At 68.1% G+C, this 13,250-nt stretch carries 7 protein-coding genes; 2 read left to right on the top strand and 5 right to left on the bottom strand.

The features are described 5' to 3' along the window. Nucleotides 1–126: 126 nt before the first annotated feature. Entirely contained in the window at nucleotides 127–3,426 is a 3,300-nt protein-coding gene (locus DY218_RS30385) for a S8 family peptidase (RefSeq protein WP_128559391.1), read from the bottom strand. A gap of 795 nt (nucleotides 3,427–4,221) precedes the next feature. Between DY218_RS30385 and DY218_RS30375 the strand changes: the two genes are divergently transcribed. After that, nucleotides 4,222–4,881, top strand: a complete 660-nt coding sequence (locus DY218_RS30375) for a restriction endonuclease (protein WP_128559382.1) — start codon at nucleotides 4,222–4,224, stop codon at nucleotides 4,879–4,881. Nucleotides 4,882–4,952: 71 nt separating this feature from the next. Here the strand turns inward: DY218_RS30375 and DY218_RS30370 are convergent, their stop codons facing one another. After that, nucleotides 4,953–6,479 carry a helix-turn-helix domain-containing protein gene (locus DY218_RS30370; protein WP_128559381.1) on the bottom strand — a complete coding sequence of 509 codons (1,527 nt, stop codon included), beginning with the start codon at nucleotides 6,477–6,479 and terminating at the stop codon, nucleotides 4,953–4,955. A 300-nt stretch (nucleotides 6,480–6,779) separates the two neighbouring features. Here DY218_RS30370 and DY218_RS30365 point away from each other — a divergent pair, with 300 nt between their 5' ends. Then, a complete protein-coding gene (locus tag DY218_RS30365; RefSeq protein ID WP_128559380.1) occupies nucleotides 6,780–8,573 on the top strand; it encodes a choice-of-anchor A family protein in 1,794 nt (597 codons plus the stop codon). A gap of 791 nt (nucleotides 8,574–9,364) precedes the next feature. Here DY218_RS30365 and DY218_RS30360 read toward each other — a convergent pair. Genes DY218_RS30360 through DY218_RS30350 form a run of 3 tightly spaced genes read right to left on the bottom strand, consistent with a single transcriptional unit; the run spans nucleotide 9,365 to nucleotide 13,028 of the window. Next, the gene (locus DY218_RS30360) at nucleotides 9,365–10,405 is read right to left on the bottom strand and encodes an ATP-binding protein (protein WP_199566902.1); all 1,041 of its coding nucleotides are present in this window, start codon (nucleotides 10,403–10,405) and stop codon (nucleotides 9,365–9,367) included. After that, entirely contained in the window at nucleotides 10,402–12,279 is a 1,878-nt protein-coding gene (locus tag DY218_RS30355) for a Mu transposase C-terminal domain-containing protein (protein ID WP_128559379.1), read from the bottom strand. The genes DY218_RS30360 and DY218_RS30355 overlap by 4 nt, the downstream gene beginning before the upstream one ends. Beyond that, a complete protein-coding gene (locus tag DY218_RS30350) occupies nucleotides 12,276–13,028 on the bottom strand; it encodes a TnsA-like heteromeric transposase endonuclease subunit (protein ID WP_128559378.1) in 753 nt (250 codons plus the stop codon). Before DY218_RS30350 ends, DY218_RS30355 begins: the two co-directional genes overlap by 4 nt. Nucleotides 13,029–13,250: the final 222 nt, after the last annotated feature.

Here is a 13,250-nt window from a genome sequence, read left to right as displayed (position 1 = left end):
GCCCAGCACGACGGCCACTGGGACGACCACTGACCCGGGACACCGCAGCACACCACGGACCCGGCCGGGCGTCACGACGACGCCCGGCCGGGTCCGCTTTCAGTGGCCGTGGAGGGTGCCCTGCGTTCAGCGCCCGAGGAACGCCTCGTACACGGCGATCTCGGACCTGTTGCCCTGCCGGTCCACGATCTCGGCCCGCAGCGCGACCCCCTCGCCCTTGCCGGGTGCGCGCAGCGCCACCTTGCCGTTCCTCACCCGCAGCTTCTGCCAGCTCTCCCCGTCGTCGTAGGAAGCCTGCACAGCAAGGGACTTGAGGTTCTTCCCGGCCGCGGCACCCTGGACCTGCACCGGCACCGAGATCCGCTTCCCCGCCTTGACGGTGGACCGCAGATCCAGATCCGGGCTGAAACGGACCGTGGACACCGGGGCGTCCGTGTCACCGTCCTTCGAGCGGAAGGTCCAGCTGGTGTCGATGCGGGTACCGACCCTGGCGACCTTCGCATCGCGGGTGGTCGTCGAGCTCAGGGTGTACTCGTGCTCCCCGGCCGGCACGGTGAAGGACTGGTTCGCCACGGTCTGCTCGTTCTCGGCGATCACCTCGCCGTCCTGAGTGAGCCGGGTGCTGCCGGCCTCCTCCGGGACCATCCCCTCGTGCCCCTGGCCGTCCGTGAAGGTGCTGATGAACGCGTAGAGCGTGTTCTGCGACCGGACCACTCCCTTGCCGCCCTCCGGATCGAGGACCGGCCCGAAGACACCGGTGTTGAAGTCCTCGCGATACGTCCGGCCGGGACGGTACTCCGCGAAGCTCACCCCGTGACGGGAGTCGGTGAGCCGCCAGCCGTTCGGCAGCTCGTCCCCGAGCTGCTCCATCGCCAGGCTCCAGCGAGCCTTGTCGGCGGTGGACACGTACAGGTGCTGGGTGCTCGGCGCGTCCAGCGGCATCCGGCCCGAGGCATAGCCCATCAACGAGCCCTCCAGGGTGCCGATGGTCGACAGCCATGCATCCTTGCCCGGCGCGGTCTCGCCGACCCCGGCGGTCACCTTCGCGAGTCCGCGGCGCTTCTCGTGCCGCTCGAATCCGTCCGCGAGCCGCTCGACCGGACCGCCGTACACCAGGGAGTACTGGGTGTCGTCGCCGACCGTGAAATCGGCGTCCCACAGCTGCTGCAGCGAACCGTCGTCGATCTTCGGTCCGAGATGCGCCGAGCGGACGTTGTCGTACGTGGTGAGCTGCCACCCGGTCCGATGGCTGGAACCGCCCGCCTCGATCCCGTAGATCATGTACGCCTGTGCGGCCTTCGCCCTGCGGTCGGGCACCGTGATGTCCACGGGCTTCGCCGTCCGCGCGTCCAGGGTGACTTTCTGGTCCTTGTCCACCGCGAGCTTCGGCCGGGCGATCCAGTCGGTGCCCTTGGTGCTGTCCGCGCGGTCGGCGAGGACGACGCCCTGCACGCTGTACTCGCCCACGGGGAGCCGCAGGGTGCCGGACTCGCTGCTCTCGTCGAGCGCGAACTCGGTGCCCGCGGCCTCGCCGGTCAGCCCTGTGACGTACGTCTGGAACTGCGCGGCGGCCTTCCCGTCCCGGCCCAGATGCGCCAACTCGACCTCGTACGACGCCACTTCACGCTCGACCGTGAACGCGCTGCGGACCTGCTGCTCCCCGGCCCGCGCGACGACCGCACCGCTGTACCGGCCGTCCGGCGCCTCGACCGCGGTGTCCGCGGTGACCGTCACCTCGGCCGTCTTCCCGGCGGGCACGGTCACCTCGGCCGGGCTGACGGCGAACATGCCGTCGGGGGCCGGCTCGCCGCCCGGCCCGGTGCCGCCGGCGGTGAGGGTGAGGGTGACGTCGGTGTCCCCGGCATTGCGGTACGTCAGAGTCCGGTCGATCGGCTCGTCGTCCTCGTGCGGCCAGGCGGCCGTGCCGAAGTTCAGCGAGGCCTCCTCGGCGTAGACGCTCGCCCCGGTCGCCCGATCGGCCTGGACACGTCCGGAACCCTGCTCGAACGCGGAGAACCCGGTGTCCTTGGCCGAGGCGGTGAGCACGCCCTTGAGCTGCGCGGCCGTCCAGTCCGGGTGCTGCTGCTTCAACAGGGCGGCGGATCCTGCGACATGGGGCGTCGCCATCGAGGTGCCGGAGATCGTGACATAGCCCTCGGGGTCCTCGCCGTACTCCTCGGCGATGGCGCTGCCCGGTGCCGAGGCGGCGGTGATGTCGACGCCCGGTGCGGTCACGTCCGGCTTGATCGCGCCGTCGCCGATGCGCGGGCCGCGGCTGGAGAAGTCGGCCATCCTGTCGTCCCCGTCGACGGCACCGACGGTGAGCGCGCTGTCCGCCGACCCCGGGGTGCCGATGGTGCTCGCACCCGGTCCCTCGTTGCCGGCGGCGACGGCGAACAGGACGCCGTCGGACTCGGTGTAATGGTCGACCGCCTCCTCCAGCGGGTCGACACCGGGTGCGTCGACGCCGCCGAGGCTCATGTTGACGATGTCGGCGCCCTGTCCGACCGCCCACTCGATGCCGCTGATGATCCCCGACTCGTCGCCGCTGCCGGTGTCGCCCAGAACCTTGGCGTCGATCAACTCGGCGCCGGGAGCCACACCCTTGAACTTCTCGCCCGACTTCGCACCGGACCCGGCGACGGTGGACGCCACATGCGTCCCGTGTCCCTGCCGGTCCTTCGCGTCCTCGGAGTCCGAGAAGTTCTTCTCCGCGATCTGCCGGCCCGCCAGGTCGGGATGGGTCTCGTCGACACCGGTGTCGACGACGGCGACCTTCACGCCCGTACCGTCGTACCCCGCCTCCCAGACCTTGTCCGCGCCGATCTGCGGGACGCTGACGTCGAGCCGGGCCTTGACCGTGGCGTCCAGCCAGACGCGGTCGACACCGGTCGCGGTGTCACGGGTGACACCGTTGTCCTCGCGCGTCAGGGACTTCCACAGCGCGGGCAGATCGTCGGACGGAGTGGTCAACGCCTCGGCGTTCAGGGCCTTCAGAGTGCGCCGGACCTTTGTCGAGCCCGCGTCCCGCACCTGCGCGCGGGCGGCGGAGGCGGCGCCACGGTAGCCGACGATGACACGCAGCCCGTCCTCGTACGCCTTGCGGGAGGCCTTGCTGCCGAGCCGGGCGACGTCGAACAACCGCTCGTCGAGCCTGCCGTCGGCTATCAGCCGCTGCGCGTCGAGCGGCACGACGAGCTGCCGCTCGCCCACGGTCCGCACGCTGACGGGTATGTTCTCCCGGCCCGCCGCCGGTACGAATCCGGTGGGGCGCCCGTCCGTCACGAGCGCGACATCACCGGTGATCAACTGCACCCGCTGGGGCGCGGGTTGCTGCTTCCCCCCGGCTGCTCGAGCGTCCGCGGCACCGTTGGTGTCCGGCGCGGCGGCGCCCGTGGTCATCACCAAGGCCGCGGTGGCGGCCATCGCGACGAGACCTGGTCTTCTCACGAGTCTTCGCACATCAATCCTTGTGGATGGTCGGACTGTTCGAGTACGAGGGCGCCCTGCGCACAGCACATGGAACCCCCGGTCCGGCATTTTTGGGATACCGGCAGTGCGGGTGTGCGCAGTATTCACGGGGGTGATGTCCGGGGCAAGGGAGGCGGCAGGGACGAAGGGGATGTCAGGGGCGGCGGAGCATGAAGAGACCTTGACGTCCAAACGCCCAGAGGTCGGCCGATTTTGGTACCCCGGATTCACAACTGCCTGCTTGTCGGTACTCGGTGAGGACCGGGTGACCGCTCACGTGTCTCGTTTCCGGCGCTGTCGGGGGCATCGGGGCACCCCGGTGTCGGTGCGGGCTGGTCTGCTCGTCCCGACAGTCCTTCTGTGCAGTCGAGTTCGTCGGCGAGGGGAGCAGGTCATGCCATTGGTGAAGGGGCACGTACGCGGAGGTGTGGAGGTTCGCCCGCACTTCCGGTGGGCGCCGGGTGCGCGACGGGACGTGGCGGTCCTGGCCGTGCTGGCGCTTGCCGTCGTGGGCCATAGCGGTGCGTCAGGCACGGGAGAGGGGACGGGCTCGGAGCCGCTGCCGGAACCGACGACCACGTACCCGGTGCACTTCGAGGGTTGGAAGGCCCCGAAGCCCGAGCCGCGGTCGACGGTGTCATATCCGATCCGGTTCGAGCGGTGAGAGAGGGCCTGGGAGTGGCGATGGCGAGGCAGCGGCGGCGCAGGCGCACGAGGAAGCGTACGCGCCGGCAATTACAGGCTTGGGGGATGGCCGCTGCGGTGGTCGCAGTGGTGTGGCTCGTGGGGAACTGGTCGACGGTGTGGCCGGTCGTCCTGGCCGCACTCGCCGTGCTTGTGATCGCGGGGACCGGCCGACTGCTGTGGCGGGCGCACCGGCACGCGGTGGACGAGGACCACAAGTGGCGGGCGGAGGAGGAAGCGAAGGCGCGGGACCTCTCGATGGCGGACGTCGACGCCCTGTCCTGGCAGGAGTTCGAGCAGCACGTCGCCGCCCTGTGCCGCAGGGACGGCTGCACGAAAGTGGTGGTCTGCGGCGGGCGCGGTGACTTGGGCGCCGATGTCATCGGGTACCTGCCCGACGGCCGCAAACTGGTAGTCCAGTGCAAGAAGTACGCGCCTGAGCGCAGCGTTTCCTCGCACGACATGCAGAAGTTCGCGGGCACCGCCAGACACGAACACGGCGCGGACGTCCCTCTGTTCGTCACCACCGGTCGTACGTTCACGAAGGAGGCGTACGGGCTGGCGGATCGGCAGGACATCGTCGCCATGAACCGGAATCTACTGGGGTCCTGGGTCAACGGTGCCCGGTTGGAAGCACTGCTACCGCTCAGCGGTCGCGGCAGCGGCAGCGGCAGCAGCAGCAAGAGCAGAGGCCCGGCCAGGTCGAAGAGGAAGCCTCCTCAATAGCCGGAGTGGTTGAAGTACAGCCACTCCGGCTATTGAGCAACGGGGGTCCAGGGTCGAGCCCCGGTCGGGCGTCAGATGTCGCGGAACGTCTCGATCTGGGCGCCCACCGAGTTCAGGCGCTCCGCCAGGTCCTCGTAGCCGCGGTTGATGACGTAGACGTTGCGGAGCACGGACGTGCCCTCGGCGGCCATCATGGCGAGCAGTACGACGACCGCGGGGCGCAGGGCCGGCGGGCACATCATCTCGGAGGCGCGCCAGCGGGTCGGCCCCTCCACCAACACCCGGTGCGGGTCGAGGAGTTGGAGCCGGCCGCCCAGACGGTTGAGGTCGGTGAGGTAGATGGCGCGGTTGTCGTAGACCCAGTCGTGGATCAGGGTCTGGCCCTGGGCGACGGCCGCGATGGCCGCGAAGAACGGCACGTTGTCGATGTTCAGGCCCGGGAACGGCATGGGGTGGATCTTGTCGATCGGCGCCTCGAGCTTTGACGGACGGACCGTCAGGTCGACCAGACGCGTCCGGCCGTTGTCCGCCGGGTACTCCGCCGAGCGGTCCTGGTCGAGGCCCATCTCCTCCAGGACGGCCAGCTCGATCTCCAGGAACTCGATCGGGACGCGCCGGATGGTCAGTTCGGACTCGGTGACCACCGCGGCCGCCAGCAGGCTCATCGCCTCGACCGGGTCCTCGGACGGCGAGTAGTCCACGTCGGTGTCGATCACCGGGACGCCGTGCACGGTCAGCGTGGTGGTGCCGATGCCGTCCACCTTGACGCCGAGCGCCTCGAGGAAGAAGCACAGGTCCTGGACCATGTAGTTGGAGGAGGCGTTGCGGATCACCGTGACGCCGTCGTGGCGGGCGGCCGCGAGCAGCGCGTTCTCCGTCACGGTGTCGCCTCGCTCGGTCAGCACGATGGGGCGGTCGGGCGATGACCGCTCCACCTCCGCGTGGTAGATCCCCTCGGTCGCGGTCACTTCGAGACCGAACCGGCGCAGCGCGATCATGTGCGGTTCGACCGTGCGCGTGCCGAGGTCGCAGCCGCCGGCGTACGGCAGCTTGAAGCGGTCCATCCGGTGCAGCAGCGGACCGAGGAACATGATGATCGAGCGGGTGCGGCGGGCGGCCTCCTCGTCGATCGCGTCCAGCTCGAGCTCGGCGGGCGGGACGATCTCCAGGTCCACTCCGTCGTTGATCCAACGGGTGCGTACGCCCACCGAGTTGAGCACCTCGAGGATTCGGAAGACCTCCTCGATACGGGCCACCCGGCGAAGGACCGTGCGTCCCTGGTTCAGGAGCGAGGCGCAGAGCAGCGCCACGCACGCGTTCTTGCTGGTCTTCACGTCGATCGCGCCGGAGAGCCGGCGGCCGCCGACCACGCGCAGATGCATCGGGCCCGCGTAGCCCAGAGAGACGATTTCACTGTCGAGTGCTTCACCGATTCGAGCGATCATCTCAAGGCTGATGTTTTGATTTCCGCGCTCGATGCGGTTGACCGCACTCTGGCTGGTGCCGAGCGCCTCGGCGAGCTGGGACTGTGTCCAGCCCCGGTGCTGGCGGGCGTCGCGGATGAGCTTGCCGATGCGTACGAGGTAGTCGTCTGCCATGGGTGCAGGCTATCTCAGATATGAGATGGCAACTTCTCGGGGGGTGCGGGGCGGGGCCGTTCGGGGGATGACCCTGGGTGATGCCTGGCCGGATGTGGTGACGCTGCGTCGTGCGAACGGAGTTGGGATGCCCAGGTGCGCGACGGCTCGAAGGGTGTTCGCGGCCTCCCGGGCGCCCCGATTTGCCTGACTGAATGTCAGGAAAGTTTGCGGCGCCTCAGGGTGACGGCGCATCGGGCAAACGCAGCAAGGCGAGCGTTTCGTCCGATTTGGTGGCGTGTGCCCTCTCATCCTCAGGGCATGAAAGCCATCACTCGAAGACTGACTTCGTGGCGCGCCCGCGCCGGCTCCACCGGGCTCGCCTGTGCGGTGCTCGCCGGCGTAGTGCCGGTGCTCACCCTGGGCCTCGGTGCAGGCCCCGCTGCCGCGGCCCCGCTGCCGGGTGGCCTCGGTCCCTGTGTGCCGGGCGACTGCCCCGACCCGTACCCGGGCATCAGCAACGGCCCCATCGCCGGCTACGACAACGGCATCAACATCTTCGTGGGCGACGACTTCCTGGTGCGCGGCTCGGCCGCGGAGGCCGAGGGCCGCAGTGTCGTGCTCGGCGACTTCGACATGAACAAGGCGCCCGGAGCCAGCAGCATCTACAACATCGGCCTGGCCGGCGTGGGCTCCCGGGTGCCGCCGCCGGACGGCTCGGACTACCTCACCACGGGCGGGGGCGTGACGGTCGCGCCGGGCCAGCGGCTGCTCGGCGAGGACGGTGTGGTCCGGCATGCGGGTCCGGTGTCCGGCACCGTGGAGGCCACGGTCACCGAGGACCCGGACGCCACCGCCCCGTACGCCGGACTGCGCGACGAGCTCACCGCCGCGAGCCGGTGCTACGCGCGGGAGGACGGTGTCCCGCGGACACCCACCGGCACCGCCGTCAACGAGGGCGGCCAGACCCGCTTCACCGGGGACGGAAGCTCGGACCTGCAGGTCTTCAACGTCGACTTCGACATGGTCGGCCCGAGCGGCGGCCAGCAGGGCGTCGTCTTCGAGAACATCCCCGACGGCGCGACCATCCTGGTCAACATCCTCGGCGAGGACCGCGTCATCAACACCTACAGCGGCGGCATCGACGACAGCACCGACCCGCTCAACGCGTACCGCGACCGCCTGCTGTGGAACTTCCCGGACGCGACGAACATCGACCTCCAGGGCACCGGCCAGTTCCAGGGCAGCTTCCTGATGGGTGAGCAGAGCTCCATGTCCACGGTGAGCCTGCCCGGGATCAACGGCCGCTTCTTCACCACCGGCTCGGTGACCCACACCAGCGCGGCGAGCGGAGGCGGCGGCCAGGAGTTCCACAACTACCCGTTCAACGGCGACCTGCCGGACTGCGGGGTGAGCCCGCAGCGGGACGGCGAAGTCTCGGTGCTCAAGCGCGACGGTGACACCGGGGAGCCGCTGGCCGGCGCCGAGTTCGACCTCTGGCGCGAGTCGAACGGCCAGGCCGGACTGCAGACCGGCGGCGCCACCCCGGACCTCCGGATCACCGAGTGCACCACCGGAGCGGACGGCATCTGCGCCGAGACGGGCATGACCGGTACGTACTACTGGCGCGAGACGGCCGCACCCGAGGGCTACGAGCTTCCGGACCCGAACGTCTTCGGTCCGCTCGTGCTCACGCCGGAGAACGCGGAGGACGGCGTCCGGATCACCGCGGACAACTCTCCGACACCGCCCGATCCGTCGGACCCCACCGGCTCGCTCGACCTGCTCAAGAAGGACGCCGCGGACGGCAAGCCGCTCGGCGGCGCCGTCTTCGAACTCTGGCGCGAGACCAACGACATCGACGGACTGCAGACCGGTGGGTCGAACCCGGACACCCTCACCGGGCCGGGCCGCGCCACCGACTCCTCCGGCAAGGCGGCCTTCGACGGCCTGCCGCTCGGCGAGTATTACCTGCGCGAGACAGAGGTACCCGAGGGCTATGTCCTGCCCGACAACCCGGTCACCGGCCCGTACGCCGTCACCGAGGACAACAGTGAGGACGGTGTCTCCGTGACCCTGAAGAACGAGCGGGGAGGCCCGGACAAGGGTAAGTAGGCTCCGCCCGGCCGCAGCCCAGCCACTGCCCGGTCACCCCACGGTCACCTCCCGGCCGCGCCAGAAGCGCGCCGCGGCAGGAGACTGGGGTTGATGTGTCTCAACGAAGATAGTCAGTCAGGGCTCGGTGACCAGGGCGGACTATCTTCGTTGAGACGGCTTGGGGCGACGGCGTGGCTTGGGGAGTGACTCATCCACTTCCTGGCGCCTCTTTCGGACGTAGATGGCAAGGGTGCTGCCGGAGACGGTCTCGCCATGCGTGTCCATCAGTTCTGTCCAGATTGCCCGGCAACTGAGTCCGGCGATGATCATTGGGTCGACCAGGTGCCGGAGATGCTCCATCACATGAGGGGCAGTTCGATCCTCTTCGCGGGTCCAAGGGCCGTGAGTGTTGAGTGCCTGCCGGATCGTTCGGCGCGGTTGGTTGAATCGATCAACGAGCGCCCGGATGGTCAGGGAATCGCGCGTCGCAATGGCCCGAATCTCGTAGTAGAGCATTTGCTGGCGGCTCGCTGGCAGCCGAAGGGGAGCGGGTTTGTAGCGAAGCCTGGGTGAACTGGCATCCGCGAGGGCCTGGTGGAGCACGTGAGGCGTGCGTCCGGAGACAGCAGCGATTCGATCGAGGCGGGGCTTACCGAACCAGAACGGTGGTCCGCATAGGAATCCGTGCAGGTAGCTCGGCTTCAGGTGGTTGGCTTTGGCGAGACGCCGAATGTACGAGTCTGTACTTTCACCGAGCCGAGGGGCGAGCGGGATGGGAAGGCATGCCAAAGGCTTCTCAAGCGTTTCGGTCACCGTGTGAGGGCCTTTGCGAGCGGCTTGTTGGTTGTTTCCGCAGCATGGTCCAGCGGGATCGCGTCGATCCCGGCCTTGGTCACCCGCTCGGTGCCGTCCAGGATCGCGTCGATCGCGGCTCCTCGGATCGCATGGGACAAGGCTCCGATCATGCCGTCGGTTCGGCCGTGCAGGTAGCGGTCCAGCTTGTCCAGGCTGCCCGGAGGGTGATCGTGCAGCAGCAGGGTCTCTTCCAGGGTCGCGACGAGCCCCTTCCACTCGTCTCCGTAGGGGAATGGGCGGGTGGGGACGAGGGTGAAGCGGGCCGCGATCTGGGCGCCCCGAACGCCGGTCAGGAGCTCGCTGGTTTCGAGATTGATGCCTGCGTAGACGAACGTCGCGGGTAGGCGCTCGGAGAAGTACTTCAGGGTGTCGGAGACGTCGGCGCCAGCGCGGGTAACTTGCGAAATGTTGTGGATCTCGTCAATGAGGATCAGGCCGGTGCGGGTGTCCGTGCAGACGCCGACCACTGCTTCGATGATGTCTGTGATGTTGGAACTGCGCCGGACCGGAAGTCCCAGGAATCGCGCGAACTCGGCAGCGATCATGCGGGCGGTCGCAGCGGGTGGGACGGTGATGTAAACCACTGGGATCCGGCCTCTGACGTGCGGATGGCGGGCCCGGTCGAGGAGTTCGTGGGCGAGCCCGAGCTGGGTGATAGCGCTGGTCTTTCCCGTGCCGGGCAGCCCGGAGACCATCAGGCCGCGGCGGGCACTGATCGCGCGCCGGTTGAGCAGGACCAGTCGCCGGCCGCAGACCACAGTCTTCTTGACGAACGAGGTAGCGACCACGAGCATACGGGCGTGATGATCGAGCCGGTCCTCGTCATAGAGCGCCCGCTCGGCGGGGGAAAGTCGGCCCAGTTCGGCTGGAGACAGCAGGACCGGAGGCTCGGTCTGGTCGGGTGAGGCAAATCGTCGCCACCCCTCCAGAGTGGTTAGCTGCTGGTTGGCCTCGGCGTCGGCTTCTTGCAGGACTGGCGGCTCGGAGATAGTCACGGACGACTCCAAGGGTTCGCGAGGGGGTCGAACAGACCCAGCGGGATGACTTCGGCCAGCTCGTCGGCTGCCTGGTTTTCCTGAACAGGTTCAGCGGCCGGTGGGGCGAGGACCGGCCGGTCGGAGGTGGTGGCCCGGGTCCGTGCAGCGACTCGCCGGGACCGTTTGTTCGCAGGCCCTTTCTTGAGGGCGGGGCCGTCGTGGGCCCGCCGCAGCAGCGCGGCGGCAGCATCCGCGATCTCTTGCTCGGTGCCGCCGGGAACCTGTTCGCAGGCGTGGTCCCAGGCAAGTTCACCGAACGGGACGCCAACGCGGCGCAGGTGTTTCCAGAACACGGTGATCCACCGGTCGTGCTGGCGGTCGCGTACCCAGACCCGGGAGATGTCGTAGGGGTCGTGGTGGATTTCCCACAAGCCCTTCTTCTCCGCGACTCCGGAGTGTTGGCGGCGCAAAGGGCCCAACTCGCCGTCGTCGTATGTGCGGTGCTTGATTCGGATGCCGTAGCTGTTGATCGCCTGCCACCGCTCGGGCAGCAGCTCGATGTAGTCCTCGCCGTTCAACGGGGCCGGGACGTAGCCGCACGATTGAAGGAGCGTTGCGTACTTCTCGTTGGGCGAGAACGCTCGCCTTGGTGCCTGTGGATCGCGCAGTCCATTGTGCGGTCTGTTTTGCCAGACGGCGATGATCCATTCATCGAGCAGGTTCTGGAGTTCAGGAAGGGACCACAGCGGCCCGTCCTCCAGCTTTCGGCCGCGGCGGTCCGTGGTTGAGCCGGTATATCCCGCGCAGAACTGAGCGAAGAGCGTGGCCACCGAGCCCAGAGTCTTCTCGATCGTGCCCTTGTCGGTCGGCGTTCCCTTGTGGGCTGGTTGCAGATTGATGCCCAGATAGCGACAAGAGGCCCTGAAGTTTTTGGAGATGAACACTTTGCCGTGGTCGCAGACGATCGTCTCCGGCACGATTACGGGCCGTGCAGCCGCGTGTGTCAGGCGCTCGTCCACGTTCAGTAACCGACGGTGAGGCAGCACCGAACGGGACATCCGCAGGGCTTCTGACCAGCCAGGCTGCATCGCCTCTGGGGTGACGCTGCGAGCTAGCAGCGCGGAAGCGTCCGCGGCCTTGGTGGTCGGCCGCAGAACTGCGGCAGTGATCGACCTCGTCGCGATGTCGACCATCGCAGTCAACTCGACCTTTTCCGCGATGCCGTCGTCCAGGCGCACCAGCACGTCCAGCGGGGTCGAGTCGATCTGCATCAACTCGCCCGGTGCACTCGCGGGGACTTCCCCGAACGGGCCGGGTGGCCGTGCATTGACCGAGCGACGCGTGCGGGCTGAACCCGTGGCGTGAGTTCCGGTCTCCAGCTTGCTGTAGAGCCGATAGAGAGTGGCTCGGGAAGGAACCTCGACGCCGTCGGCATCCCCGCGGCCGGCCAGAATCTCCGTGGTCCGCCAGACGATGAACCCGATCGTCCTCGACGAGTTCTGGGGCGTTTCTTCAATCGCCTTCTGCATCGCCTCAACCACCACCGCATCGACCTGGCCGAAGGCCGGCATCTGCTTGGCCGACCGCCCATCGGCCAACCCGAGCAGTCCGTCACGCTGGTAGCGCTGGCGTCGCTGTTTGATCCCGCTGGCCGTCACCTTGTGCCCGGCCGTCGTCAATTCGGCCGCCTTGGCCCGCTCGCGTTCAGCCAGCGAGTGCTGCCGGGGGTCGAACTGCGGTCGGGGAACGGCTCCTGCAGGCGCCTCCGGAGATAGGCCGTGAAGCACCTCCAGAATGTGTCCCTCCCACCACAGTGCCTGCTTAGCTGCCGCCCTGGGAAACTCCGCGAGCCGGGATGTGGGCGGAACCCTGCCACTCGTTCTTCGACTCATTGAGCACCTCCTCCGGTCAAGCCCACGACCGTGCGCGGGCCCAACAACTGGGCCGCTAGATCCTCGGCGACCAGTTCCTGGAGCCAAAGCAGATGGAACAGTGCGGGCAGAGTCGCGAGTCGGTCACCTGCCTCATCGGCCCCGGCCAGCAATGGACCTGGGGCCGTGAAGACCTCCCGCAGGCGATCCGCAGACGTTCGACGTAGGCATCGCGGGTGCCGGTAGCGCGACAGCCACCGGACATTCGCCAGGAGCACCGCCCCCGGAGTGCCAACTCGCTCGAACTGCCATCCCGCCTGACCACAGGCGATGCGCGTCGCTTCGAACGCCGCCGCGTCCTTCGGCTCGATCCGATCGTCCGCGCGGACATCGACAACCACCGCTGAGCCGTCCGCCCGGCGTACGAAGTAGTCCGGGGCGTGCCGACGCTCTCGCTCGCCATCGTGCCAGTGCAGCCAGAAGGGCTGTGAGGCGATGCCTGTCACCAGAGGGTCGAAGTCCATGAGTATGAGCCGGTCCCGTTCTAGCCAGGACTCGAAGCCGACGTGCTGCCCGGTTGTGGCCGACCAGTACCAACCGGAGAAGTGACGTTCACCACGAGACCATCGAAAGGGCCGCACCGGCGCCACGTCCTCAAAGCGGGCCGTCACACAGGCCACCAAGGGAAGGCGTTGTCGCGTGCGTACGGAGTCCACGTACGACAGCTCTACGTACGGCGCAGGAAGATCTACCCCGGCTGATACAGACACTCAGCACCCCCAGCGTGTCCGGTCGCACGACTAGGTTCGCTGAGACAGATGGCGAAACGACTGGGTTCGCTGAGTAAACGACTCGATTGGATGAGAGAGGTCAGGGGTGGCCGGGCATGACCGTGCCGCGGTCATGTACTAGAGTTATCTCGACATCGAGATAACTGCCGAGGGCGCACCGCACCGCCACCCGGTAAGGGTTACCTAACTAAGCCTTACCTT

Origin of the sequence: Streptomyces triticagri, assembly GCF_003429565.1 — a bacterium.
Lineage (GTDB): Bacteria > Actinomycetota > Actinomycetes > Streptomycetales > Streptomycetaceae > Streptomyces > Streptomyces triticagri.
Note: the sequence above shows the minus strand (reverse complement) of the source record. Positions and strands in the feature narration are given on the sequence as shown.